Annotated in this window: 22 protein-coding genes; 9 read left to right on the forward strand and 13 right to left on the reverse strand. The window is 62.2% G+C overall.

Annotated elements, in window-relative coordinates:
• Window position 1: 1 nt before the first annotated feature.
• Complete coding sequence (gene gcvP, locus JF545_RS02835) at window positions 2-2896, reverse strand: aminomethyl-transferring glycine dehydrogenase (protein ID WP_206938534.1); 2895 nt, start codon at window positions 2894-2896, stop codon at window positions 2-4.
• 255 nt (window positions 2897-3151) lie between these two features.
• Window positions 3152-3544: a glycine cleavage system protein GcvH gene (gene gcvH, locus JF545_RS02840; RefSeq protein WP_206938536.1), complete on the reverse strand. Its 393-nt coding sequence runs from the start codon at window positions 3542-3544 to the stop codon at window positions 3152-3154.
• Between the two features lie 754 nt (window positions 3545-4298).
• Between gcvH and JF545_RS02845 the strand changes: the two genes are divergently transcribed.
• Complete coding sequence (locus JF545_RS02845) at window positions 4299-5633, forward strand: alanine/glycine:cation symporter family protein (protein WP_242520666.1); 1335 nt, start codon at window positions 4299-4301, stop codon at window positions 5631-5633.
• A gap of 81 nt (window positions 5634-5714) precedes the next feature.
• On the forward strand, window positions 5715-6824 hold the full coding sequence (gene gcvT / locus JF545_RS02850; RefSeq protein WP_206938540.1) for a glycine cleavage system aminomethyltransferase GcvT: 1110 nt from the start codon (window positions 5715-5717) through the stop codon (window positions 6822-6824).
• Window positions 6825-7046: 222 nt separating this feature from the next.
• Here the strand turns inward: gcvT and JF545_RS02855 are convergent, their stop codons facing one another.
• From JF545_RS02855 to JF545_RS02880, 6 genes are all read right to left on the reverse strand, one after another.
• Entirely contained in the window at window positions 7047-7646 is a 600-nt protein-coding gene (locus JF545_RS02855) for an alpha-ketoglutarate-dependent dioxygenase AlkB family protein (protein WP_206938542.1), read from the reverse strand.
• A gap of 155 nt (window positions 7647-7801) precedes the next feature.
• Window positions 7802-8377 (reverse strand): phosphatase PAP2 family protein, encoded by a 576-nt coding sequence (locus tag JF545_RS02860; RefSeq protein ID WP_206938544.1) that lies wholly within the window; start codon window positions 8375-8377, stop codon window positions 7802-7804.
• A gap of 59 nt (window positions 8378-8436) precedes the next feature.
• A complete protein-coding gene (locus JF545_RS02865) occupies window positions 8437-9597 on the reverse strand; it encodes a glycosyltransferase family 4 protein (RefSeq protein WP_206938546.1) in 1161 nt (386 codons plus the stop codon).
• A 238-nt stretch (window positions 9598-9835) separates the two neighbouring features.
• On the reverse strand, window positions 9836-10774 hold the full coding sequence (locus JF545_RS02870; protein ID WP_206938557.1) for a LysM peptidoglycan-binding domain-containing protein: 939 nt from the start codon (window positions 10772-10774) through the stop codon (window positions 9836-9838).
• Window positions 10717-11592: an acyltransferase gene (locus JF545_RS02875; RefSeq protein ID WP_206938559.1), complete on the reverse strand. Its 876-nt coding sequence runs from the start codon at window positions 11590-11592 to the stop codon at window positions 10717-10719. The genes JF545_RS02870 and JF545_RS02875 overlap by 58 nt, the downstream gene beginning before the upstream one ends.
• Before the next feature lie 127 nt (window positions 11593-11719).
• Window positions 11720-12646 carry a LysR family transcriptional regulator gene (locus tag JF545_RS02880; protein ID WP_206938567.1) on the reverse strand — a complete coding sequence of 309 codons (927 nt, stop codon included), beginning with the start codon at window positions 12644-12646 and terminating at the stop codon, window positions 11720-11722.
• Between the two features lie 179 nt (window positions 12647-12825).
• Here JF545_RS02880 and JF545_RS02885 point away from each other — a divergent pair, with 179 nt between their 5' ends.
• The 3 genes from JF545_RS02885 (at window position 12826) to JF545_RS02895 (ending at window position 15886) form a co-directional block, all read left to right on the forward strand.
• A complete protein-coding gene (locus JF545_RS02885) occupies window positions 12826-13527 on the forward strand; it encodes a CoA transferase subunit A (RefSeq protein ID WP_206938569.1) in 702 nt (233 codons plus the stop codon).
• A 90-nt stretch (window positions 13528-13617) separates the two neighbouring features.
• Window positions 13618-14277: a CoA transferase subunit B gene (locus tag JF545_RS02890; RefSeq protein WP_206938571.1), complete on the forward strand. Its 660-nt coding sequence runs from the start codon at window positions 13618-13620 to the stop codon at window positions 14275-14277.
• 331 nt (window positions 14278-14608) lie between these two features.
• A complete protein-coding gene (locus JF545_RS02895) occupies window positions 14609-15886 on the forward strand; it encodes an MFS transporter (protein WP_206938573.1) in 1278 nt (425 codons plus the stop codon).
• A gap of 66 nt (window positions 15887-15952) precedes the next feature.
• Here the strand turns inward: JF545_RS02895 and JF545_RS02900 are convergent, their stop codons facing one another.
• The 3 genes from JF545_RS02900 to JF545_RS02910 form a co-directional block, all read right to left on the reverse strand.
• Window positions 15953-16711, reverse strand: coding sequence for a DUF1338 family protein (locus JF545_RS02900; protein ID WP_206938575.1), 759 nt, complete (start codon window positions 16709-16711; stop codon window positions 15953-15955).
• A 354-nt stretch (window positions 16712-17065) separates the two neighbouring features.
• Window positions 17066-17329, reverse strand: coding sequence for a GrxA family glutaredoxin (locus JF545_RS02905; RefSeq protein WP_206938577.1), 264 nt, complete (start codon window positions 17327-17329; stop codon window positions 17066-17068).
• A gap of 226 nt (window positions 17330-17555) precedes the next feature.
• A complete protein-coding gene (locus tag JF545_RS02910; protein WP_206938579.1) occupies window positions 17556-18392 on the reverse strand; it encodes an inositol monophosphatase family protein in 837 nt (278 codons plus the stop codon).
• A gap of 98 nt (window positions 18393-18490) precedes the next feature.
• Here JF545_RS02910 and JF545_RS02915 point away from each other — a divergent pair, with 98 nt between their 5' ends.
• Both JF545_RS02915 and JF545_RS02920 read left to right on the forward strand, forming a co-directional pair.
• A complete protein-coding gene (locus tag JF545_RS02915; RefSeq protein ID WP_206938580.1) occupies window positions 18491-18964 on the forward strand; it encodes a [NiFe]-hydrogenase assembly chaperone HybE in 474 nt (157 codons plus the stop codon).
• A 136-nt stretch (window positions 18965-19100) separates the two neighbouring features.
• Window positions 19101-19868 carry a 3-hydroxybutyrate dehydrogenase gene (locus JF545_RS02920; RefSeq protein WP_206938590.1) on the forward strand — a complete coding sequence of 256 codons (768 nt, stop codon included), beginning with the start codon at window positions 19101-19103 and terminating at the stop codon, window positions 19866-19868.
• 69 nt (window positions 19869-19937) lie between these two features.
• On the opposite strand, the gene JF545_RS02925 is transcribed toward JF545_RS02920, so the two are convergent.
• Window positions 19938-20477: a response regulator transcription factor gene (locus tag JF545_RS02925; RefSeq protein ID WP_206938592.1), complete on the reverse strand. Its 540-nt coding sequence runs from the start codon at window positions 20475-20477 to the stop codon at window positions 19938-19940.
• A gap of 21 nt (window positions 20478-20498) precedes the next feature.
• The gene (locus tag JF545_RS02930; protein ID WP_206938594.1) at window positions 20499-21758 is read right to left on the reverse strand and encodes an ATP-binding protein; all 1260 of its coding nucleotides are present in this window, start codon (window positions 21756-21758) and stop codon (window positions 20499-20501) included.
• Between the two features lie 332 nt (window positions 21759-22090).
• Between JF545_RS02930 and JF545_RS02935 the strand changes: the two genes are divergently transcribed.
• Together JF545_RS02935 and JF545_RS02940 are read left to right on the forward strand one after the other, a co-directional pair.
• Complete coding sequence (locus JF545_RS02935; RefSeq protein ID WP_206938596.1) at window positions 22091-23437, forward strand: efflux RND transporter periplasmic adaptor subunit; 1347 nt, start codon at window positions 22091-22093, stop codon at window positions 23435-23437.
• A complete protein-coding gene (locus JF545_RS02940) occupies window positions 23434-26595 on the forward strand; it encodes an efflux RND transporter permease subunit (RefSeq protein WP_347401302.1) in 3162 nt (1053 codons plus the stop codon). The genes JF545_RS02935 and JF545_RS02940 overlap by 4 nt, the downstream gene beginning before the upstream one ends.
• The last annotated feature ends 62 nt before the right edge of the window (window positions 26596-26657 follow it).

A 26657-nucleotide genomic window follows, 5' to 3' on the forward strand; every position in this document is an offset into this window, starting at 1 on the left:
CTTAGTCGCGATACTCGTCGATGCTCGGGCAGGAGCAGATCAGCTGTCGATCGCCCAGCACGTTGTCCACCCGGTTGGCGGCGGGCCAGTACTTGGCCCCCTTGACCGCCTCGGACGGGAAGGCCCCGATTTCCCTGGAGTAGCCGCGGCTCCAGTCGGGGTCCATCAGGTCCGCCATGGTATGCGGCGCATGCACCAGCGGGTTGTCGTCGAGCGCCCATTCACCCTTCTCGACCCGAGCGATTTCCTCACGAATGCCGATCATGGCGTCACAGAAGCGGTCGAGCTCGTAAAGAGATTCGGACTCGGTTGGCTCGATCATCAGGGTGCCTGCCACCGGGAATGACATTGTCGGTGCATGGAAGCCATAGTCCATCAGGCGCTTGGCAATGTCTTCCTCGCTGATGCCGGAGGCCGCCTTGAGCGGACGAATGTCGATGATGCACTCGTGTGCCACTGTGCCGCTTTCGCCCTTATAGAGCACCGGATAGTGTCCGTCGAGGCGCTGGGCGATGTAGTTCGCGCCGAGGATCGCCAGTTCGGTGGCCTCGCGCAGGCCCCGTGCGCCCATCATCTTGATGTAGGCCCAGGAGATCGGCAGGATCGATGCGGAGCCAAAGGCCGCTGCCGATACCGCGCCTGAGTCCGCCTCAACGCCGTCGAGGGGGGTGACGCTGTGATTGGCAACATGGGGGGCGAGGTGCGCCTTGACCCCGATGGGGCCCATGCCGGGGCCGCCACCGCCGTGGGGAATGCAGAAGGTCTTGTGCAGATTGAGGTGGCTGACGTCGCCGCCAAAGTCGCCCGGACGGGCGAGACCCACCTGAGCATTCATGTTGGCTCCGTCGATATAGACCTGGCCACCAGTGGCGTGAACGATATCGCAGGCATCGCGCACTCCCTGCTCGAACACTCCGTGGGTAGACGGGTAGGTCAGCATGATGGCGGACAGGGTGTCGGCGTGCTGCTCAGCCTTGGCCTTGAGATCGGCAAGGTCGATGTTGCCGCGCTCGTCGCATTCCACCACCACGACCTTCATGCTGCACATGGCAGCGGAAGCGGGGTTGGTGCCATGGGCAGAGCTTGGGATCAGGCAGACGTCACGATGGCCTTCGCCCTGCGCCGCCTGGTAGCGACGGATGGCCACCAGCCCTGCGTATTCGCCCTGTGCGCCTGAGTTAGGCTGCATGGAAATGTGGTCGTAGCCAGTGATTTCGACCAGGAAGGCCGACAGCTCGTCGATCATCTGGCGATAGCCCGCGACCTGGTCCTTCGGCGCGAAGGGGTGGATGCGGGCGAACTCCGGCCAGGTGATCGGCATCATCTCGGTGGTCGCGTTGAGCTTCATGGTGCAGGAGCCCAGCGGAATCATGGCGTGGGCCAGCGACAAATCCTTGTTTTCGAGGCGCTTCAGGTAGCGCAGCATCTCGGTTTCGCTGCGATAGCGCTGGAACGTCGGGTGCTCGAGGAAGCGACTCTCGCGGCGGCAGGCGCTGGGGATGCCGCTGGCCTTGCTGTCGAGCACGCCATCGTCCAGTTCGCGCACGCCAAGGCCGTGTTCTTCGCCCAGCAGGACGTCGAACAGCACGTCCAGGTCGTGGGCCGTGGTGGTCTCGTCCAGACTGACGCCGACGTCGCCGTTGTCGAAGTAGCGCAGGTTGACCTCGTGGGTCATGGCGCGACCCAGGATCTTGCCACGATCAACGCCGGTCAGGCGTAGCGTGTCAAAGTAGCTGTCGTTGGCGAGGGAGACGCCTTTCTGTTCCAGGCCCGTGGCCAGAATGGTGGTCAGGCGATGAATACGGCCGGCAATGGTGCGCAGTCCCTCTGCACCGTGGTACACCGCATAGAAGCCGGCGATATTGGCCAGCAGCGCCTGGGCCGTACAGATGTTCGAGGTGGCCTTCTCGCGGCGAATATGCTGTTCGCGGGTCTGCATCGCCATGCGCAGCGCGGTGTTGCCGCGGGCATCCTTGGACACACCGATGATACGCCCGGGGATCGAGCGCTTGAGCTTGTCGGTGGTGGCGAAGAAGGCGGCGTGAGGCCCACCGAAGCCCATGGGGACACCAAAGCGCTGACTGGAACCGACCACGATGTCGGCACCCATCGCACCAGGCTCCTTCAGCAGTACCAGGGCCATCAGGTCGGTGGCCACGCAGGTCATGATGCCGCGGTCCTTGGCCTCGGCGATCAGCGGCGCCAGGTCATGCACGCGGCCGTCGTTGCCCGGGTATTGCAGCAGCGCGCCGAACACATCGTGCTGGCCGAGCTCCGCTGCCGGAGCGGTAACGATGTCGTAGCCAAACCACGAGGCCCGGGTCTTGAGCACGTCCAGGGTCTGAGGGAAGACGTCGTCGGCGACGAAGAAGGCATTGGTCTTGGCCTTCTTGTTGGAGCGACGACACAGCGCCATGGCTTCGGCGGCGGCGGTAGCTTCATCCAGCAGGGAGGCATTGGCCAGCTCCATGCCGGTCAGGTCCATGACCATCTGCTGGAAGTTCAGCAGGCCTTCCAGGCGGCCCTGGGAAATTTCTGGCTGGTAAGGGGTGTAGGCGGTGTACCAGCCTGGGTTTTCCAGCACGTTGCGTTGAATGACGGCGGGCAGGTGAGTGTCGTAGTAGCCCTGACCGATGTAGCTCTTTGCCACCTTGTTCTGGCGCGCCAGCCGGTACAGATAGTCAAGTGCCTCGGCCTCGGCCTTGGGCGGGTCCAGGTCGAGCTCACGACCCAGACGGATATTCGCGGGGACTGTCTTGTCGATCAGGGCATCCATGCTATCGACGTCAAGCGCTGCAAGCATCTTGGCTCTGTCAGCGGAGCCGGGACCGTTGTGACGACGAAGAAAGGCATCATGATCGGCCAGTTCGGCCAGGCGACGTGTATCGAAAGCCATGGAACACCTTGAATGTGGTGGATTGACGAGATCCAGTGTGAGTGAAGCGTTAGAAAAGATGACAGAAGTGCCTGAGCTGATGAGCCTGTGCGTCACAGGCTGCCAACGTCCTCAGCGATACGGCAGTGGGGTCGGGGAGGGCGCTATCTGCTGCTTGCCCTCTGACCTGTACCCTCAGCCCTCAGCTCTTCCTGGGCGGTAACCGGGGCCCTGGTAGGCCCCGGTGGTGGTGGCGTGGCTCGCCACCAAGCCGGATCAGCCTTCGGCGTCGACCACTGCCTGATAAGCCTCTGCATCAAGCAGATCGTCGAGAGCGCTCTTGTCGTCCAGGCGCACCTTCATGATCCAGCCATCTTCGTAGGGAGCTTCGTTGACGGTCTCCGGCGAGTCTTCCAGAGATTCGTTGACCTCGATGACCTCGCCGTCCACCGGCGCGTACAGGTCGGAAGCCGCCTTGACCGATTCGATGACGCCAAACTCGTCACCTTTGGACAGGCTGCTGCCGACGTCAGGCAGGTCAACGAACACCACGTCGCCCAGGGACTCCTGCGCGTGGTCGGTAATACCGATGGTGACAGTTCCGTCGCCGTTGTCCTGAATCCATTCGTGGCTGTCGACGTAGCGCAGGTTGGCGGGGATTGAGCTCATCTCGATTTCCTATACGAAAAAGGTTTTCCGGTTTCGCGCATGCTAACGCCATTCAAGGCATTTGGCGAGTCCATGACAAGAGAATACCGAGTCGGTTGACGTATCCTCACGACATAGGGTGGATCGAAGCGCTCGTCGCGTCCAGCCCGGCGGGAAAGTTCGTGATGCCGTTCGCTGGCAGGTCACACCTCTTCCTCACCCGAGGTAGCGCTGGCCGGGGCTGCTTGGCGCTTGAGGGTGGCGGGTCAGGCGGGCGGTGGGCAGCAGACATGGCGGGGGACTATGCTGATATTGCAGAACGGAGGCCTTCGCCCCGTGCTGCGGGCAATGTTTGCCAGGAAGCGCTGTCTTGGATATGGTGTCAAAAGTTTCCAATAAGAAACTTTGATGGAGGTGTCGCGAGCCCGCAACGCAGCACATCGTCGGCGTAGGTCTTTATTCGGTGGTTGCCTTATGCCGGTGTCGACGGGCCTGTCTTATGCAGCTTGGGCCAGCGTTTGCGAACAGGGGCTTGCGTGAAACAGCGTGACTGGTGCGCGTGTAGCAATATCCGCTATCTTAGGCGGGTCCGTGCTACCTAATCCGCTGGCAGATCCGTTGTTTCGATAGAGTTTTATCGGAATGCGGCAGGGCAGCAGCGGGTAGCGCATCAATACGTGGCGCATAATAACAAGTGCCGAGTCAAAGGGAGACTTCCGTGGACGCACTCAACAACATCTTCTCCGCCATTAATGGCGTGGTGTGGGGGCCAGTCATGCTGGTCCTGCTGCTGGGGGTAGGCATCTACCTGCAGATCGGTCTGAAGATCATGCCTATTCGCAAGCTGGGTATGGGCTTCAAGTTGATGTGGGGGGGACGAGACAGCAAGGCGTCCTCCCAGGACGAGGGGGAAATTTCTCCCTTCAACGCCCTGATGACGGCGCTGTCAGCGACGATCGGTACCGGTAATATCGCCGGCGTGGCGACGGCGATTGCGCTGGGTGGTCCAGGCGCGGTGTTCTGGATGTGGATCACCGCACTGGTCGGTATGGCCACCAAGTTTGCCGAGGCCGTGCTGGCGGTGCGTTATCGCGAGACTGACGAGAACGGCTTCCACATCGGCGGGCCGATGTACTACATCAAGAACGGTCTTGGCCGCAAATGGCTGTGGCTGGGTGGCGCTTTCGCCTTCTTCGGCGCCGTGGCCGCCTTTGGTATCGGTAACACGGTGCAGTCGAACTCCGTCGCCGACGCGCTGGATTCCAGCTTTGGTATCCCGCACTGGGTCACCGGTCTGGTGATCATGGTGCTGGCGGGTGCCGTTATCCTGGGGGGGATCAAGCGCATCGCCAAGGTGGCGGGCAAGCTGGTGCCGGTCATGGGCATCGCCTACATCATTGCCGGCGTCAGCGCGCTGTCCGTGAATGCCGACCAGATCGGTAATGCCTTCTCCGACATCTTCTATTACGCCTTCAACCCCCATGCAGCAGTGGGTGGCTTTGCCGGTGCAGCGGTGATGGCGGCCATTCGTTTTGGTGTGGCGCGCGGTATCTTCTCCAACGAGGCGGGCCTCGGTAGTGCCCCCATTGCTCACGCCGCGGCGCAAACCAAGAATCCGGTGCGTCAGGGCCTGATCGCCATGCTGGGTACCTTTATCGACACCATCATGGTGTGCACCGTGACGGCGTTGGTCATCTTGACCGCCCCCATCTGGGAAACCGGTGAACAGGGTGCCTCGCTGACCGCCATGTCCTTTGAAAACGCCTTGCCTGGTGGATGGGGTGACATCATCGTCTCCATTGCCCTGGCGGTGTTTGCCTTCACCACGATTCTGGGCTGGTCCTTCTACGGCGAGAAGTGCTTCCAGTTCCTGTTCGGCACGCGCTCCATCATGCTGTATCGCATTCTGTTCGTGGCTGCCATTCCGGTAGGTGCACTGGCGCAGCTTGGCTTCATCTGGCTGATGGCAGACACCTTCAACGCCATGATGGCGATTCCCAACTTGATTGCCCTGGCCCTGTTGTCGCCGGTGGTGTTCAAGCTGACCAAAGACTACTTCGACGGCAAGGACATCCTGCCGGGCGAAGACCTCGACCATCACAAGTCCTGAACCCAGGCCGTCGGCAGGAGGTGCCTCAAGGGCACCTCCTGTCGTTCGGGGGTTCTTTCATGAACCACGAGATGAGACGCCATGAGTGACCTCAAGACCACACCGCTGAATGCCCTTCACCGCGAGCTGGGGGCCAAGATGGTGCCCTTCGCTGGCTATGACATGCCTGTTCAGTACCCCCTGGGGGTGAAGAAGGAGCATGAGCACACTCGGGCCGCCTGTGGCCTGTTCGACGTGTCGCACATGGCACAGATCCTGATTCGCGGCGATGACGCATTGGTCGCCCTGGAATCGCTGGTACCGGCGGACCTGGTGGGACTGCCGGAAGGCATGCAGCGCTATGGTCTGTTCACCAGCGAGGAGGGTGGCATTCTCGATGACTTGATGACGGTCAATGCCGGGGACCATCTCTATCTGGTGGTGAATGCGGCTTGCCGGGAGCAGGATATTGCGCACCTTCGCCGCGGGCTGCCGGATCATGAGATTGAAGTGGTAGACCGTGGCCTGCTCGCCCTTCAGGGCCCAAAGGCTGCCAGTGTCATGCAGCGCCTGTGCCCGGCGGCTTGTGACATGGTGTTCATGCAGCATGGCCGGTTCGACATCGATGGTATTGCTGTGTGGGTGAGTCGCAGCGGTTACACCGGCGAGGACGGCTTCGAGATTTCTGTGCCGGCAGAACAGACGGATGCGCTTGCCCGCAAGCTGCTGGCAGAAGATGAGGTCGAGGCGATCGGTCTCGGCGCGCGGGACTCGTTGCGCCTGGAAGCGGGGCTTTGCCTGTACGGTCACGATATCGATACCACCACGACTCCGGTCGAGGCAGGATTGATCTGGGCGATCGGCAAGCCAAGGCGTCGCGGTGGCGAGCGTGCCGGCGGTTTTCCGGGGGCGGACATGGTGCTGCATCAGATTGAGGTCAAGGACCATCAGCGCAAGCGGGTCGGGCTACTGGCCGAGGGCCGGGCGCCGGTGCGTGAGGGTGCCGAGCTGTACAGTGAAGACAATCAGCTCTTGGGCAGCGTGACCTCCGGAGGTTTTGGGCCCAGCGTGGGCAAGCCCGTGGCCATGGGCTACGTCACGCTCGACCACGCGGAGTTGGGCACCACGGTCTACGCTGAGGTGCGTGGCAAGCGGCTGCCGATGACGGTGACACGGATGCCGGTCATCACGCCTGGCTACTATCGGGGATAGGCCGCCAGCGAGCGTTCGTCACTTTAGGCCTGAGCTTTCAGCGTAGTGGGTGTTATACCGTTATCTTGTGTGTGAGATTCGGGGACAACAGCCACAAAGCCTCAGCTGAACGCAAGCATCTCTACGAAACGGCGCCCATCGGCGCCGTTTTTTGTGTCAGCACGACACTATTGCGATCTCGGTGCGCCTTCGTTGTCCGGCCTCTACGTCAGCTGTGACGTGTCAGGAGGCCGTGTCGAGATGGCGAAAGGTCAAGTTGACCCGCTGGCCGACGCTGCTGCGGGGCAGCAGCGCATGCTCCAGCTGCTCCTGACAGCCAGGTCCCATCCACAGCAGGCTGCCATGGTCGAGCCAGACATTGAACGCCGGTGATCGGCGGTCCTTCCAGCGAAAGCGCATGGGTCGGCTGGCGCCGAGGCTAATGGAGGCGATGACGGGCAGGGGGCCAAGCTCTCGCTCATTGTCGCAGTGCCAGCCCATGCGATCGTCCCCACTGCGATAGCGGTTGATCAATACGCTGTTGAAGAGAGGCGTTGTAGGGGGAAGCTGAGCATTCAGCCGGTCCCGCAGATCAGCGACCAGCGGGTGCCAGGGGCATGGCAGAAAGTCGTTGCCGGAGAACCGGTAAGCGTGGTCGCCCATCCATACCTGCTGGCGCGGGATCAGGTGGGTCTTGCCGTAGAGGCGGATAGCGGGGCGCTGCCAATCCAGGTCTCTCAGCAGTCCTTCGAGGGTGTCAGTGGCGACGTCGCTCGGCAGAAAGCGTGAGACATACGTCAGCGGGGGCGACGTCAGAATGTGATGGGTATCAGGGTTGGGCATGGCGTCAGCATAACAGCCCTGCAGGGCCATGGCATGAGGGCCAGGCTCTAGATAAGGGAAGCTGGGGCTCGTAGGAAGGGACGCTGTGGGAGCGCTGGGCGCTGTGTCAGATTAGGGCGGACCCGCTGGCAGGCAGTACAGGGTCCGCACTCGGTTCACGACGTGGCTGCCACCACCAGCACGGAGGTGGTCGATAGACCCAGGCTGGCCAACGCCATGGCATATCCCAGCGCGGCACCGGCGACGACATCGCTGTAGTAGTGCAACCCCAGGCCAACCCGGGAGATGGCAATCAACCCGGCCAGAGGCAATAGCCAAGGCAACAGGGCGGGACTATGCACTGCTGCCAGGGTGCAGAACATCACGGCGTGCATGGTATGCCCGCTGGGAAAGCTGTAGCGGTCTCTGGCGGGCTCGTTGCATTGGATGCTGCCGCCGAAGGTAATGAAGGGACGCTCACGACACAGGCGCGTCTTCAGCAGCTTGTAGACCGCGATGGCGACCAGCGCAGTAGCGATGTATTCGAACATCAAGCGCAGTCCGATATCACGGCCATGCAAGGCCGGCAGGGCGATGATCAGCGCCACCCATACCGGCCAATCGCCAAGCTTGCTGGCGATTTTCAGGGTAGACAGCCAAGGCCGATAGATGCTGAATCCGGCGGTGCGCTGGCAGAGCTGCCACTCGAGCATGTCGAGTCGGTCGAACCACTGAGGAATCTTGTTGGTCATCTCGTGTCTCCTCTCCGTTACATCAATCAGCGCCCGACCCGGCGTGGGTCATGCCACTCTCAGGCTTCGGCAGGGTTCGAGAGCTGTCCGCGTGCATGGCGTGCATGTTCGTGGGCGTCCAGGAAGGTCTGAGCGATAGTGGGCCAGCGGTAGGCCAGTGCTCGTTCCCGAGCCGCTCTGCCCAGCCGCGCGTAACGGGCCTGCTGTTGGCATAGCGCCACAGCCTCTTGGCGGAAGGTCTGGTTATCTCCCGGCGGGATACTGACCCCATCGTGATCGGTGCTGATCAGCTCTGCCCCTGCGGCATGGCGGTAGGCGACGACGGCGAGCCCGCTGGCCATGGCCTCGAGTATCACGTTGCCCCAGGTTTCCGACAGGGAGGGAAAGACGAAGATGTCGGCGCTGGCGTAGTGTGTCTGCATCTGGGCTGAGTCAATGAACCCCGTGAAGATGGCGTCAGGCAGCGCCTTCTCGAGGCTTGCTCGTCCAGGACCATCGCCCACCACGACCAGGCGCATGTCAGGACGAGCCTCCAGCATGTCGAGGAAGGTGTCTCTGAGCAGGTCGAGGTTCTTTTCTGGCGCCAACCGTCCGACGTACAGGGCCACCGGCTGGTGCTGACCGACTCCCCAGGAGTCCCGGAGCTCCTGGCTCCGCTTGTCAGGAGTGAAGCGGTCACCTTCGATACCACGCGCCATCACAGACACGCGCTCGAATCCTGCCGTCGCCAGTTCACGCGCCTGCTGATGTGTCGGCACCAGCGTGGCGGCGCAGCGGTTGTGGAAGTGGCGCAAGCGCTGGCGGACCAGCGGAGCTAGCCAGGGCACACCGTAATCCTGGCAATAGTGGTCGAAGTTGGTGTGCCATCCACTGACCACTGGTATGTCCAGTTTCTCGGCGGCACGCAAGGCCGACCAGCCTAGCGGGCCTTCGGTGGCTACATAGATGGCATCTGGCTTGGTCGTCTGCCACAGGCGCTTCAGCGTGCCGACGCTGGCCCAGCCAATTCGAACTTCCTTGTAGCGTGGCATCGACATCCCGCGCACACTTAGCTCGTGCTCCATGCCCTCCGCCTTGGCGGCGCTGGCATCGACAGGCTCCGGGCGCACCAGCTGCAAGGTGACGCCGAGGGCAAGCAGCTCCCGGCTGATACGTCCGAGTGTGTGGGCGACTCCGTTGATGTCGGGAGACCAGGTTTCGCTGACCAGACAGATGCGCATGGCGTTCCTCGTGCCCGTCGGGCCCCACTTGGCCCGCTCGAGGACGAGCATGCAATGCGCCCATGACAGCTCTGGGTCAGCCACGTGAATAGCCTGTTACTACAGGCGGACGGAGCGGGTGGTGCGGGCAGGAAAAAGCAGCTGCAGAGAGGATCGACGGAAAGACGCGGCGCAAGGCCAAGGGGCAAGCCGTCGCTCTGGGAGTGAGAGCGACGGCAGAGGGCGACGGCCGAGGCGTTTAACGCAGGATGGTGCCAGGATCGATGGGTTTGCCCCCATGGCGCATATCGAACAGCAGGTCATAGCGGCCGGTCGACGAGTGCTTGCCGACCGAGCACAGCGGCGTACCGCGGGTGACCTGATCGCCCTTGGATACCACAATGTCGCCGCACAGCGCATAGACGCTCTGCAGGTTATCGGCATGGTGCACGATGACCACCTTGCCAAGCTGGCGCATGCTGTCAGCGAAACTGACTTCCCCATCGGCGACCGCCTTGGCATTGGCACCCTCGTCGGTGGCCAGCAGCATCGGCTGCAGCCTGCCGCGACTGTCATTGCCGTAGCGGCGCACCACACGATAGTCGTCCAGCGGCCATGGCCAGCCACGTGCCCGCGATGTCACCGGGCCAGGGTCCGGCAGGCGGGCGCTGCTGGAAGGAGCGCTCGACGCAGCGGTCGCACGGCTGGACGATGCGCTGCTGGCGCGCAGTGGAACCTGAATCAGTTGCCCGACCTTGAGATCAGTAGCGCGGACACCGGGGTTCGCGCTTTGAATGCGCGCCGTGGTCGTGCCGAAGCGTCTGGCGACGGCGCTGTAGGTATCGCCGGGCCTCACCTGATAACGGTAGGGGCCGCCGGAGGGCGCGCGTTCCTGTCGTGACGGTACCAGCAGGCGTTGCCCCACCGCCAGGTGACGAGAATCGACACCCGGGTTAAAGCGCTGAAGACGCAGCAGCGGAATGCCAGCCCTGCGGGCGATCGTGCCGAGGGTGTCGCCGCGTTGAACGCTGATCCAGTCTCCTGCGATGGAGGCACTCGCCACATGGCTGGATCTCGCGCTGGGGCCGCTGTTGGCGCCGGAACCAGCGCACCCGGTGATCAGCAGCGCCATGCCGGCGATCACCAGCGGTGCGAGGCGAGCGAAGCGTCCTTGTCTTGCCAAAGGGCATTGAGCCATGAATGGAAGCGTTCCTTGTAGATCGGGTCGTCGTGGTAGCGGCCATCCAGCATCCAGTCAGCGACGTCCAGGCGACGCGCATCAAGCCGAATGGCCTTTTCCTTGCCACACAAAAAGCGCCAGAAACTCGGCGCGCTCGACTGGTAGTCGATCGTGACGTCGAGGATCGCATCCAGGCGATCTCCCAGCAGGGCCAGCACCTGCGCGATGCCCCCCGCCTTTGGACGCAGCAGATGGGTGAACGGACTCTGGCGCGCATCACGCTTGGCCGGCGTAAAGCGGGTACCCTCGACAAAGTTGATGATGGCGATGGGGACATCCCGCGCACGCTCGCACATGCGCTCGGTGGCCTTGCGGTCACGTTCCGCCAGGGCCGGATTGGCCGCCAGCTGTTCCTTGCTGTAGCGCCGCATGAAGGGAAATTCCAGGGCCCACCAGGCCATGCCGACTACCGGAATCCAGATCAGCTGCTGTTTAAGGAAAAAGCGAGGCATGGGGACCTTGCGATGCATCGCCATCATCAGCAGGAAGATATCGGTCCAGCTGCGGTGATTCGACAGGATCAGGTACCAGGACTCCGGAGACAGATCGTCAGGCACCGTTATCCTGACGTCAGGGCGTACCCAGTGGCGTATCCACCACAGGTTGAAGCCTATCCAGTTCAGAGCGATCGCGTTTAGGCCGCCCAGCACACGACGCTGCAGATGGCGTCCTGGGGTGATCAGCTTGAGCAGGGTCAAGCACACCAGGGGCAGGGTCCAGAACAGGGTGTTGGCCACGAGCAGCAGAATGCTGACCAGTCCCTTGAGGCTAGACATCAAGTTACATACCTCATCTCAGAATTGTGTCGCTTGGTTCGCTGCAGGGGGGCAGCGGGGAGCTCGCCAATCCTAATGGATATGCCGCTGGCTGCCCAGCCGAAGGCGCATCCTCGGCGTTGGCTACTCACCGTTGCGCCTCTTGCTGCGCCGCCCGGGAAGGTAGCTGTGGGGGCGGCGTGGCACCCTCCAGGATATCGACCATGGCGCGGGCGGCGACAGACAGTTCATGGGGATTCCAGGTCACGATACCGACCCTGCGCTCGATCGCCGGGTCGGAGAGTGGCCGACAGACGGCTCCGGCTTCTTGCATCTGCGACATACACAGTGCTGGCACGGCACTGACCCCAAGCCCGTTGGCGACCATGCGCCCCACACTTGCCAGCTGATGGGTCTCGAAGGCGACCTTGAGCGCGCCATGGCGGCTGCCCAGCTGTTGTTCCAGCAGGCGCCTGACCATGGAGGGACGCTGAAGGGCGACAAAGTCCCAGTTCATCAGGGTGTCCCAGGACAACGATGAGTGCTGTACCAAGGGAGAGCGGGGGGGCAGCACCGCAATGAAGCGATCGCTGAACAGCGGGGTAAAGTGCAGGCTGCCTGTGGCTTCCGGCTCAAAGGCAATGCCCATCTCGACCTGGCGTTGGCGGACCATGTCGATGACCTGCTCGTTGACCACATCGTGCACGGTCACGTTGATACGTGGGTGACGGCGGTGAAAGACCGCCAGGGACGGCGCCAGCAGATTGCCCGCAAAGGCGGGCATGGCCGCCAGCGAGAGGCGACCCAATTGCAAGGTAAAGCGCTGGCGCAAGGCGTCCTCAGTGTTATCCCACTCCACCAGCAGGCGCTTGGCCAGGGGCACCAGCGACTCGCCTTCCGGTGTCAGTCGCACGCTACGGGTGGTGCGGATTAGCAGGCGCCCGCCCAGGCTGTCTTCAAGCCCCTTGATGGCCAGGCTAAGGGCGGGCTGAGACAGGTGCAGCTGCTCGCAGGCCTGGGTGAAACTCAGCGTCCTTGCGACGGCGAGAAAGGCGCGGAGTTGCTTCACGGTCATGGTGTGCTACCAAGGTCAAATTTATAAGGATGGTAAAACAATCAATAAATAAAACAAACTTAACAAATATATTATCCCGGGCAACACTGCCATCAGTGCTACCTTGTAGCAGTGTCCTGCTGCCCATTGACGGCTGCCAGGCATTTCCTTCACTGATCATCGACAGACGAGGCGCCCACATGGCCGGATTCGACAAGCGCGTGTATTCCTATGAAGAGGCGATGGACGGCATCGAAAGCGGAATGACGGTACTGGCCGGAGGCTTCGGCCTCTGTGGTATCCCTGAAAATCTGATTGCCGAGATCAAGCGTCGCGGGGTCAAGGACCTTACCGTCGTATCCAACAACTGCGGCGTGGATGGCTTCGGCCTTGGTGTGCTGCTGGAAGATCGTCAGATCAGCAAGATTCTGGCGTCCTATGTGGGCGAGAACGCGCTGTTTGAACGTCAGATGCTTGACGGTGAAATCGATGTCCAGCTGACCCCGCAGGGCACCCTGGCGGAGAAGATGCGCGCTGGTGGCGCCGGGATTCCCGCGTTCTATACCGCCACTGGGTACGGGACACCTATCGGCGAGGGTAAGGAAGTCCGCGAGTTTAATGGACGTCACTACATTCTTGAGGAAGCGATTGTCGGCGACTTTGCCATCGTCAAGGGCTGGAAGGCGGATCGCTACGGCAATGTTGTGTATCGCAAGACTGCCCAGAACTTCAACCCGATGGCGGCCACCGCAGGCAAGATCACCGTGGTCGAAGTGGAAGAGATCGTCGAGCCTGGCGAGCTGGATCCGGCCGAAATTCATACGCCGGGTATCTATGTGGACCGCCTGATCCAGGGCACCTTTGAGAAGCGCATCGAGAAGCGCACGGTGCATCAGGGCTGACAGGCCGCTAGATTCAGACCCGTTGAGGGTGCTTGCCAAGGTAAGCGCCAACGGGCAACCAGCTCCATGACATAGACAAGAGGCATCAAGATGGCACTTACTCGTGAACAGATGGCACAGCGTGTCGCCCGTGAACTCGAAGACGGTTTCTACGTGAACCTGGGCATCGGTATTCCCACCCTGGTCGCCAACTATGTGCCGGAAGGCATGGACGTCATGCTGCAGTCCGAGAACGGGCTCCTCGGCATGGGCCGCTTCCCGACCGAAGAAGAGGTCGATCCGGACATGATCAATGCGGGTAAGCAGACCGTGACGGCGCGCCCTGGAGCGGCCATTTTCTCGTCTGCAGAATCCTTCGCCATGATTCGCGGCGGTCACGTTGACCTGACCGTACTGGGCGCCTTTGAGGTAGACCAGAACGGAAACATTGCCTCGTGGATGGTGCCCGGCAAGTTAATCAAGGGCATGGGCGGGGCCATGGACCTGGTGGCCGGGGCAGAGAACATCATCTGCACCATGACCCACGCCTCCAAGGATGGATCGTCGAAATTGCTGGAGTCGTGCACCTTGCCCCTGACCGGTGCGGGTTGCATCAAAAGGGTGCTGACCGATCTTGCCTACCTCGAGATCGATGACGGCGCCTTTATCCTCAAGGAGCGTGCGCCTGGTGTGAGCGTCGAGGAGATCAAGGAGAAGACCGCCGGCAAGCTGATCGTTCCAGAGCACGTACCGGAGATGGTATTTGACTGATTGACGTGTCAGCTTGAACACGCATTATCGCGGCCCGGCTCTTGTCGGGCCGCTTTCGTTGAAGTGCTTCAAGGGGTTGTCGATTTTGTGACCATCTTGAGCATGCCCCCCCTGTGGCCGGGCCCCTGGGCCATTCAAACGCCTTGATGCACAGCCTTATCCACAGATTTTGTGGATGAACCTCCTGCGAGGGATGGTCTCCTCTCAACGGATCGGTACAATGCGGCGCCGTTGCCCCCGTATCGTCCCTGTCCTGTCCCTGTAGCCCACCCACGCAGAGCGGACGACAGACAGGTCGATCGTCCACGTCCCATACCCACGGAGGTTCCCCTTGCGCGCGCTGCCCGCCACGCTACCTGTGCTTTTTCTGTGTGAGATGTGCTTTCTGCTAGGTCACGGCCTGATCATGACCTTGCTGGGGGTCAGGATGTCACTGGAAGGGTTTCCCTCGCAGATGGCAGGCCTATTGATGTCGAGCTTTTCGCTGGGGTTCGTGGCGGGAAGCTATTGGCTCGAGAAGCGCATCCGCAGCGTCGGCCATATTCGCGTGTTTGCGGCCTGCGCCGCCTCCCTGGCAGTCACGGCCATGCTCCATGGTTTATGGGTAAATCCCTGGGCTTGGCTGGTGTGGCGGCTGATTGGCGGTGGTGCCACCGCGGGCCTGCTGATGGTGATGGAGTCATGGGTATCGGGTGAGTCCAGCAATGACAATCGGGGCAAGGTACTCGGCTGGTACATGGTGATCTCGACGACCTCACTGGCGGGTGGGCAATGGATGCTGAACATCGCCGACCCGGCCGGGCCAGTATTGTTCTCGGTAGTCGGTATGCTGTTTGCCCTGTCCCTGGTGCCGCTATCGATTCATCGTATCCACGGGCCCAGCCGCCATGGCGATATTACCCCTCGCAAGATCAAGCTGAAGACGCTCTATCGTCGTGCTCCGGTCGGGCTGGTCGGCGCCTTCACTGGCGGTCTCATGGTTCAGGCCTTCTTTGCCATGACCCCCTACTATGGACAGGAAATCGGTCTGACAACGGCCCAGACCGCGAAATTCATGGCGGTGACCACACTGGTGGCGCTGGTGGCCCAGTGGGGCCTCGGTCGCGTATCGGATCGGCTGGACAGGCGGCGCGTCATCCTGTGGATGGCCATCGTCATGACCGTCACCGGGGCGCTGATTTCGGTAGTGGCGGGCGGCAGTTTCTGGTGGTTGCTGGCGATCGCCTGCGGTCATACCGCCATGTTGCATACGCTGTATTCATTGAGCCTTGCCCACACCAACGACTGGCTGGAGCCGGAAGAAGTGGTAGCCGCCAACGCCAAGCTGATGATGTGGTACGGCATCGGCTCGGTCATTGGCCCCTTCAGTGCGTCGCTGGTGATGCAGGCGGCAGGCCCCGATGGCCTGTGGCTGTTCCTGGGCATGGCGGCGTTTTCGCTGGCCATGTTTGTGATGGTGCGACTGCATGGTGAACGAGATCGCCACGTGGAGCAGGAGCCCTTCGTGGCTCAGCCGGTCATGGAGACACCGCATTTCGCCGAGGTCGATCCACGCCACGAACCGCAGCAGCTGGAACTGGATCTTGAGGCTGAGTCGACCCCGAGCTGACAGTCGGTGCGCCAGGCCGAGTGCATGTCGTCTTGGATATGCGCGCAGGTGCTGACGCTATATGCGCTAGAGGATTTCGCAGCGACTGTGGGGTGGCAGCATCACGTCGGCGGTGCGCTCCTGGCCGGCACTGGCCTGTTTTTCCAGCAGCAGCAGTCCACCCAGCTGCACCCGATGCTCATCACCATGGGCGAAGGCCAGTCGGCGTGAGCAGGTAGGGTAGAAGCGATGCTCGACCATGGCCGACATCGGCAACGGGAGGTCATCGTCGTCGCCGAGGGCAAGTCCTTGCTGGCGCACCGCGTTATCCAGCTGTGACAGGGGACGGCCCAAGTGCTGGCAGTCCAGCGCCACGTGATGGACCCTGGGGCCCATCACTGACAGCCAGGCAGCCAGCGGGTGGGCTGCATGCAGGCGTTCATACAGCGACCAGTCAGGCATGGGCCAGGGACGGCAAGCGCCGGGAAGGGGCAGGGCCGAAGGGTGGCCCTGCTTGACCAGCGAGAGCAGCGCGTCCCGAGGCGCTCGCGAGAGGCGGGTGGTCTGCAGCTCCACGATGATGATACGCGGGCCGTCGCCAAGCCCCCCTAGTAAGCAGGCCAGCAGGCCTCGCTCGGGCAGGGCATAGCGGTGCAGCGGGCGGTAGTCATGGGCTTCCAGCATCGGCAGCAGTGACGCGAGGTTCCATGGCGACTGGCTCAAGGTCACCAAGGTAAAGCTCTCGATCGGCGCATCCACTGGCCACAGGCGCAAGGCACTGACATCCGGATGCTGGTGAATGTAGTCCAGCCTGAGTTGCTGAACGAGGCGCTGCTGCTCTGTCATTGCCGTTCCTTGCCTGCCCGATACCTGTGCCATGAGTATAGGCGTGGCGTCGTCAGGACCATTCAACGACGCGAGAACGTTTGTCTGCTTGGATCTTGGATGACGTCGTTTTTGCTCGCTTGAGCATAAAAGCCTGCGCATAAAAAAACGGCGAGGGGTCCGATGGATCCCTCGCCGTGCTTTTACCAAGAGCTTTCTCGACGTGTTTTTTCACGTGTCTTTCAGGTGTCTTCCACGCGTCCTTCGCGTCGTTCAGCACATCAGGCTCCCCGATCACCGCCTACCGCGGTGTCTTTACCGCGTAGCCGTTCACGGTGGTGCCTGGCCAGGTGTCCAGCCGACTCCCGGTGGTGGTCAGGCAGGCAACATGGCGTTGTCACGGACGTACTGATCGAATTCCGTGAAACCACCGACGTGGGTCTGGTCCACGAAAATCTGCGGCACGGTGGTCACAGGCTTGCCAATGGTCTTTTCCATGTCGGCTTTAGTGATGCCTTCTTCATGGATATCTACGTAGCGGTAGCCTTCGATGCTGCCGGCATCGCTCAGGGTGTTGGCAAGCTCCTTGGCGCGCACGCAGAAGGGGCATCCAGGACGACCGAAAATAACAACAAACATGACATCTCCTTGCATACGCAATGCATTGACGAGTGGTGTCTGTGACCTGCGTGAAGACGCTTCGAAGACGACCTTCAAAGGCATTGGTTCAGCCCTATCGGTTGGTCGTTGGTGAGAACAGCACAGCGAAGCGAGCAGGTCGACGAAGAAAGTGGCGCGCATTGTGACGGATTGTGCTGTCGAAGGCCAATAGGTGGAACATATCTCTCCCTATCAGCCATCGCTATCACGCCTGGTCGGCGCTGTCCTCACGCAGCTCGCCGGCGTCGGCACGGCGCAGTAGATCGGCCAATTCGGCGTGGATACTCGGTGCGCTGACCAGCAGGTTTTCACCGTACAGGTCCTCCGGCAGACCACCAGGACAGGGGTAGAGGTGTCCGGTGGTGGCGCCAGCCTCGGCGGCAATTAGCCAACCGGCGGCGAAATCCCAGGGGGATACGGTTTCGTAATAGGCATCCAGCCGACCGCGAGCCACGTCACACAGGTCCAGCGCGGCGGAGCCATTGCGGCGGATGTCGCGGCAGCGATGAAGCACCGCGCCGAGTCGGCGCATCAGCGGGGGGCGGCTGTCACGACGATAGGGAAAACCGGTACCGACCAGGCTGGCGTCCAGGCTCTTCGCCTGGCTCGCCTTGATCGGCTGGTCGTTGCACCAGGCACCTTTGCCACGAACGGCGGTGTAGGTCTCTCCCAGGAACGGGGCATGCACCACGCCGAGCTGGGTGACCCCATCCTTGACGTAGGCAATCGACACCGCCACATGACACAGCCCGTGGGCAAAATTGACGGTGCCATCAATGGGGTCGACCACCCACAGGTCGCCACCTTGCTCCAGGGCATCCTTATCGGGCGAGAGTTCCTCGCTCAGGCGCTCTTCGCCGGGGAAAGCCGACTCCAGTCGCTGGCTGATCATGGTGTCGACGGCGACGTCGGTATCCGTGACCAGCTCCTGTCCGTCCTTGTAGTGGTGCTGTAGATCGTCATTGTCGCGGGCGTCAGCGATCATCTGACCCGCGGCTTTCGCGATCTCGATGGTAACGGCCAGGCGCTCCTCGAGGTTCATGGGGCACTCCTTGCAGGGGACAATGGTGTAGAGTCTACCATCGCCACGATCTCACGCCGATATCTCGCACCCCGTGCCGCGTCAGTAGAGGAAACATCATGAGCGCCCTGACCCGCGATCAATACCGTCGTCTCGAGGCCCTGGCGGTCACCTATCGCGTTGCCCACCAGCAGGCATTGGACGTGTGCGCGGGCTCGCGCCGGGGGCTGAAGGTCGACGCGCTGTGTTTCGGGGTCTGTCCCGGTCATCCAGACTGGCTGCTGGGTGCCTGGCTGACGCCATGTCATCTGTCCCTTGCGCTGGTCAGAGATGTGTCGCAGCCGTCGGCGTCCGAAGCGCCAGGCCTGGGCGACCGTCCCGCCAACGTCCCCACCGATGAGGCTTTCCGTTCTCCATGGTATGTGACCCTGCCACGTGGTGAGTTCGCATTTTATCGGGAGGCGCTAGGCGACAGCTGGCTGTGGCGATGTGAGTTGCTGTCGGATCTGGACGATGTCGATGATATGGGCGAGGCCTGTCGCCTGGCTCAGCGGCTGATGGACCGCGTCATGACGGAAGCTTCCCCAGGCTGAACGATCCCTTGTTTCGACTATGGGATGGCTGGCGCTGCACTGCAGCACTATCTATGCTGGTGCCCTAATGTACGGCGCCGTTAGTGGCGAACCGTACGGGCGATAACCTGCAGACGCCTCGCGCAAGGAGAGAGAGATGAGTGCCAATTCCCCGACCAGGGTCGCACTGGTAACCGGTACCAGCAGTGGCATCGGAGCCGCGGTCGTGGCCGATCTTCGAGCCCAGGGACATGAGGTGCTGGCCGTCGACTTCAACCCGGAAGGGCGCCAGACTGCAGAGGCCGAGGGCGCCGCCTTCTATCAGGCTGACCTGACCCAGGGCGAGGCGTGTCGCGGTGCAGTGGATGAGGCGCTGGCACGTTTCGGTCGCGTGGATATTCTGGTCAACAATGCGGGCATTCAGCATGTCGCACCGATTGTCGATTTTCCCGAAGAGCAGTGGCGCCGGATCATCGATCTCATGCTGACCGCCCCCTTCCTGCTGACCCAGGCCGTGTGGCCGTCGATGCGTGACAATGGCTGGGGGCGGATCATCAACATTGCCTCGGTGCACGCTCAGGTGGCTTCGCCCGGCAAGTCGGCTTATATCAGCGCCAAGCACGGCATGATAGGGCTGACCAAGACCGCTGCATTGGAAGGCGGCGCGCAGGGGATTACGGCCAATGCGCTGTGTCCTGCCTATGTGAAGACACCGTTGGTGGATAACCAGATCAGCGATCAGGCCAAGCTGCATGGCATGGAAGAACAGCAGGTCATCGAGCAAATCATGCTCAAGAACGCTGCGGTGAAGCGGTTGATCGAGCCCAGCGAGGTCGCTTCTCTGGTGGCGTACCTGGCCTCGGATGCGGCTGGCGCGGTTACCGGTGCCAGTTGGAATATCGACCTGGGCTGGACAGCACAGTAGTCATCGCGGCGACGCCACATGGGTCAGACGCCGACAGTCGACCGGCGTCTGACACATCGCACCAGCGCGTCAGCGCCTGACCGGGCGCTTCTGCAGCTTGCGTTGCAGGGTTCTGCGGTGCATGCCTAGCGCTCTGGCGGTGGCTGAGATATTGCCATCGTGCTCCTGCAGAACCTTTTGAATATGCTCCCAGGTAAGCCGGTTGATCGAGGGAGGGTTGTCCGCCACTTCCGTCTCGGGGTTGCCTTCACGCTGCTCTAGCGCGGCCAGCACCTCGTCGGCGTCTACCGGCTTGCACAGGTAGTTGACGGCACCCAGCTTGATCGCCTCCACCGCCGTCGCGATGCTGGAGTAGCCGGTCAGTACCACGACGCGACACTGGGGAACGACCTCCAGCAGTTCGGGCAGCAGTTTCAGCCCGGACTCCTGGTCGAGTTTCAGGTCCAGGGTGGCGACGTCGGGCTGATGACTGCGGGCCAGTTCCAGCGCCTGGGTGGCGTCCAGCGCCACCTTGACGTCATGTCCTCGGCGCTGCATGGCGCGTTCGAGGACGTGGCAGAAGACGTCATCATCATCAATGATCAGTAGCCTGTGTGCGGTGTCTTGCATGATGTCCTCTATCGGGGAGACTCAGCTGACGCGGGGCAGTGACACCTCGGTCAAGGTGCCGCCTTCGGGGTGATTATACAGACTGACGCCACCGCCGAAGCGATTGATGGTGGCATGGGTAAGAAACAGTCCAATACCAAGTCCCTTGCTCTTGGTAGAGACGAAGGTGTCGCCCAGCTGATCGGCAATCGACATGGGAATGCCCGGACCGTGGTCGCGAATGTCGATGACGACCTGATCCGCCGTCCAGTCGAGCTGGATCGCGATGTCGTCCGGTCGTGCATCAGCCGCATTGTTCAGCAGGTTGGTCAGCGCCTGGTCCAGGGTGGTATCGACGGCAATCATCGGTTGTCCCCGGCGTCGCGAGACACTGACTTCATGGGTGACATCCGGCCGCAGGACACGCCAGCGATCGATCACCCCTTCAAGCCAGGTCCTGGCATCGAGTCGTTTGGGCTCATCCTTGCGTTGCAGGTCGGCGCTGTCGACGAGATGGCGCAGGCGGGCCTTGCAGGTATCGACCTGCTGGCGCAGCAGGTCAATATCCTCCACCAGGCGTGGATGGTCGGCATGTTCACTCTTCAATTCGGACAGCACGACCGCCATGGTCGACAGTGGGGTACCCAGCTCGTGGGCGGTGCCGGCGGCCTGTGTTGCCACGGCCAGCACCTGTTCGGAGCGCAGCGCGGCCTCCCGAGTTCGGGCCAGGGCCTGCTCACGATGGCGCAGTGCGTGGGCCATCTTGTAGATGAAGAAGGTGACCAGACCGGCAGACAGGAAGAAATTGAGCCACATGCCGAGCACGTGCAGGTTCACGCTCGAGGCATAGTGAGAGCCCAGCTGCGGTACGGGGTGATAGACCACCATCAGCGCGCTATAGCAGGCCATGGCAGTGATGGCCAGAATCCAGGCATGACGCCAGGGCAAGGTGGCGGCGGCGATGGTTACCGGCACGAGATAGTAGGTGATAAAGGGATTGGTGGCCCCACCAGTGAAATAGAACAACAGCGTCAGGCCGGCGACGTCCAGCAGCAGGTGGAGTAGATACTCGTGGTGGCTGACATCCCGCGGGCGGCCGAGTCGCCACCAGGTGGCGATGTTGATGACGCCCATGGCCACAATCACGGCGATGACGGCAGGGACATCCAGGGCGAAGTCCAGCAGCTCGATACCCACGATGATGGCCACCAGGAAGCCGGTCCAGGTGATTCCCCGCACGAAGGTCAGGCGAACCAGATTACGGTTTGGCGTCGATAGGGGTAGCGGAAGTGCGGCTTGCATGATGTCTCCCTCATTAAGTGGCGGCATGATACCGCATCGCGCAATGGACCGTCGTATGTCTCGAGCTTGCTTGCCGAGATCAAGAGCTTTGGAGCCTGGCGATTGCGTTGTCACCCGAGCTGAGCAACAGTGGCAAGCTGATGTGGCGGCAGCGCTGAGGCCGCGTCGCTGGCCTGGGCAGGCGGAACAACACTGGTAGCGCAATGTCGGCAACGCCATGACAGCGCTTGCGGGAATATCGGTAGCGCAGACATCGCGCTGGTGCGGACATCGACGGCACTCACTTGGCCAAGCCAGCGGCCGTTGATGCAAGAACAAGGGACTGGATGTACATGTTGAAGCGACTGTTACCGCTGTTGATTCTAGGGCTCGGGATCGGAGGATTTCTGCTGCTCAAGGCGACCCGGCCGACGCCGCCTCCGGTGACGGTTGCAGAGCGGGAATGGCCAGTATCGGCAATGACGCTCTCTCTGGGGCGCCACACGCCCAGACTGGCGCTGTATGGGGAAGTGGTCGCGCCCGACCGGGTCGAGCTGATGGCCTCCCTGGATGGGCATATCGCCGAGCGCCCTGTGCGCGAGGGCGAACACGTGGCCGAGGGTGACCTGCTGGTGGCGCTGGCTGACGAGGATATCGACCCGGTGGTGGCGCGGGCGGAGTCTGAGGTGGCGCGACTGGACGCGGAGGTGGAGGCCGAGCAGGTTCGCTTCGACAGCGATGGCAAGGCGCTGGCTCGGGAGCAGGAGCTGCTGAACAATGCCAGAAGCCAGCTTGAACGCATGCGATCCCTGGTCAACCGAAACCTGGCCTCCCGTGCTGAGCTGGACGCCGATGAAAATGACATTGCCCGCGCTCAGGTCACTCTGGTGAGTCGTCAAGGCGAGCTTGACGGTCATCCGGCTAGGCTTGCCAGCCTGGAAGCACAGCGACGCCAGGCACAGGCTGCCTTGTCAGAGGCGCGTCGAGACGCCAGGCGGGCCAGGGTCCAGGCACCCTTTGCAGGGATAGTCAGTCAGGTCCAGATTGCCCCTGGGGACCGTGTCCGCGATGGAGACCCGTTGCTCGAATTGATACCCCTTGCTGGCCTCGAGGTGAGGGCGAGGGTGCCTCGTGGTGTGCAGGCGGAGTTGATGACAGGTCTCGACCAGGGCGTCGACGTCTACGCCTTCGACGATGAAGGGGGGCGCTATCGGCTAAGGGCCTTGTCCGGTCAGGGAGATCCTGCCGGTACGGAAGCCATCTTCGAGGCGCTGCCGTCGACGCCACGTCTGCGTCCTGGGGCATTGGTGTCGCTGTTCGTCGAGCGTCTGGCGGTTGCTGACAGCGCCTTGATCCCGTTCAGCGCCGTGTATGGGGCGGACCGTGTCTATGTGATCGAGCAAGGCCGCCTGGTCCCCATCAGCGTGACCCGGCACGGCGAAGCGCCGGGGCCAGGCGGTGGCTCCTGGATGATCATCAGCGGTGAGGGCCTGGCCGATGGGCAACGCTTGGCCACGACTCACCTGCCCAATGCCATCGAAGGACTGCGGGTGACGGATCTGTCTTCCCGTGAGTCCGAATCAACCTCCCAGCCGCCAGCCCAGCGTCAATCTCAGATCCAGACACCGTCACAGGAACAGAGTACCACCGACACGGCCACGGTCGCCGACACCGCATCCATCGAGGAGGACGCGCCGTGAGCAACGACCCACGGTCCTCGGGTGTCATCGGTTTCTTCACTCGTCATCGGGTCGCCGCCAACCTGGTGATGGTGGTCATGCTGATGGGTGGGGTGCTTGGGCTGAGCCGGATGAACATCCAGTTCTTTCCGGACTTTGCCCTGGACATCGTGTCGGTACAGACGGTCTACACCGGTGCCTCGGCCGAGGACGTCGAGCAGGGCATCACGATCCCGCTAGAGCAGCGGCTGCGCAACCTTGATGGACTCAAGCGGATGACGTCGACCTCCGCCCAGGGGGTGTCGAGTATAACCCTGGAGTTCTACGAGGGGACCGACCCGGTGCTGGCGCTGGACGATGTACGCGAGCAGGTCGACGGCTTCGATAACTTGCCGAGTGCCGCAGAAGAGCCCCGGGTGGCCCGGGCCAAGGAGTATGAACCGGTCGCCCGCCTGCTGGTGTCTGGTGACGTGGATGCGCAGTCGCTGCGGAGCCTGGCAAGGCGCTTCGAGGACGAGCTGCTGGCGGCGGGTATCGATCGGGTGGTCCTTGATGGCATGCCTGAGCAGCAGATCAGTGTGCAGGTGCCCGTGGAGCGTCTGGGGCAGCTTGACTTGACGCTGCCGGAGGTGGCCCAGCGCCTTGATGGCATGTCCGTTGACCTGCCGGCGGGACTTCTCGGCAGCCAGGACGGCGAGCGGGAATTACGTGCGGTGCAGCAGCGCCGTGATGCCCAGGAGTTTGCCGATATCGCGGTGCGTGGCGGACAACGCGTGCGCCTGGCACTGGGAGATATCGCCTTTATCCGTCAGGAAGATCGTCCCCGGCAGATGGCCATGCAGTATGCAGGGCGACCTGCGATCGAGCTGGTGCTGCAGCGCTCCGAGAGCGGCAACTCGCTGGAGGCCGCCACCACGCTGCAGCAGTGGCTGGACACCACTCGGCCCAATCTGCCCCAGAGCATCAAGCTGGATGTCTACGATGAGAGCTGGCAGTTTCTCTCCGAACGTATTGGGCTGTTGATCAACAATGGTCTGGGCGGCCTGGTACTGGTCCTGGGCCTGCTCTATCTATTTCTTCCCGCCAGGGTGGCCCTGTGGGTCGCCATTGGCATTCCGACGGCGTTTCTTGGCGCCATGGCCGTGTTCTGGCTGATCGGTGGATCCGTCAACATGATGTCACTGTTTGCGTTGATCATGGCGCTGGGGGTGATCGTGGATGATGCCATCGTCGTCGGTGAGGACGCTGATGCCCACTTCCGGGCCGGTGAACCCGCGCGGCTGGCCTCATCGGGGGCCGCTAACCGCATGTTATGGCCGGTGGTCGCCTCATCCCTGACCACCGTAGCAGCCTTCATGCCACTGCTGATGGTGGGGGGCATCATCGGCAATATCCTGCGCGATATCCCGGTGGTCATGATCTGCGTTCTGGTGGCCTCGTTGCTGGAGTGTTTCGTGGTGCTCCCGGCCCATCTTCGAAATGCCTTTGGCGTGACTGCCGAGAAGGCTGGCGGGGGGTGGCTTAACCGCCTTAGGGCGCGGTTCGATCGTGGCTTCGATCGTTTTCGAGAGGGGCCGTTTCGGCGCTTCTCCCAGACGACGCTGCGCCATCGGGCCGTGACCCTCTCTGCCGCCACCGCCCTGGTGATACTCACCATTGGTCTGCTGGCAGGGGGACGCCTCGCCTTCAACTTCTTTCCCGCCCCGGAACCCAGTGTGCTGTATGCCAACCTCAGTTTTGTGACGGGTACCGCCAGGGATCAGGTGGAGGAATATCTGGAGGACATGGTCGACGCCCTCGACGACACCGAGCAAGCGCTCGGCGGGAATCTGGTCAAACACGCCGTAGTGCGCATTGGCAGCACCCTTGCGGTGGACGGTAGCGGTCGTACGGGGGATAACGTCGGCAGCATTCTGGTGGAGCTGGTGCCATCGGATCAGCGAGATGTGCGCAACCTGGCCTTCATTCGTGCCTGGCGTGAACGGCTGACAGAACGTCCTGGGCTGGATACCCTGACCATCGTCGAGCAGACCAGTGGTCCGCCCGGCAAGGACGTCAACGTTCGCCTGACCGGTGAATCTGCCGAGGAGCTCAAGCGCGCGGCCGAGTCGCTGGCGCTGAGCCTGGAACAGATACCCGGCGTGCTGGAGCCCGAGGATGACATGCCCTGGGGGCGCGAGCAGCTGATCTACTCCGTCAACGACTATGGCCAGGCCTTGGGCCTTTCGACACGGGAGCTGGGGGATCAGCTGCGGGCTGCCTTCGACGGGGTGCTGGTTCAGACCTATCAGGACGGTGCCGATGAAATCGAAGTCAGGGTGCTGTTGCCGAAGCGGCAGCGTGATCACCTGGCAACGCTACCGCGGCTGATGATTCGGGTTGATGATGGACGTCTGGTGCCCCTGGACCAGGTCATGACGCTGAAGCACCGGCAGGGTTTCGAGGCGCTGAGGCATGCGGATGGTCAGTTGGCCATCGAGGTAGGGGCCGATCTCGACAGCGAAGTCACCAACACCGAGGAAGTGATTGCGGCGCTTGAGGCGTCGGTGCTCCCGGCGCTGTCTGAACGCTACCACCTGCGCTACAGCTACGAGGGCTTGGCCGCGGACCAGCGGGAGACCTTTGCGGACATGCAGACCGGGCTGATCATCGGTCTTGGCCTCATGTACGTGGTGCTGACCTGGGTGTTCGCGTCCTGGAGCCTGCCCCTGATCGTGATGGCAACGATTCCGCTGGCGCTGACCGGTGCGCTGCTCGGTCACTGGTTCATGGGGCTCGACCTGACGATCCTGTCGATCTTCGGCCTGTTTGGACTGTCCGGCATTGTCGTCAACAACGCCATCATTCTGGTCGCGTTCTATCGCATTCAGCGAGAAAAAGGGCTTGGCATCGACGCGGCGTTGAACGAGGCGGTGGTGCAGCGGGTTCGCGCGGTCTTCCTGACCTCACTGACGACCATCGGCGGCTTGACGCCACTGCTGTTCGAGACATCGCTTCAGGCCCAGTTCCTGATTCCCATGGCGGTCACGATCGCCTTTGGCCTTGGGGTGTCGACCTTGCTGGTACTGGCGGTGATTCCAGTGCTGCTCAGCTACCTTGAGCACCTCAGAGAGTGGCTCTATGCCCGCCGCGATGGAACGCCTGGGCAGCCATCGCCAGAGCAACCACAGGAACCTTGATGCTGCATACGCCAGGATAAGGCAGCAGACGGCAGGTGCACGTCCGGCAAGCGGGCAGGTGA

Origin of the sequence: Halomonas litopenaei, from assembly GCF_017303055.1 — a bacterium.
GTDB lineage: Bacteria > Pseudomonadota > Gammaproteobacteria > Pseudomonadales > Halomonadaceae > Halomonas > Halomonas litopenaei_A.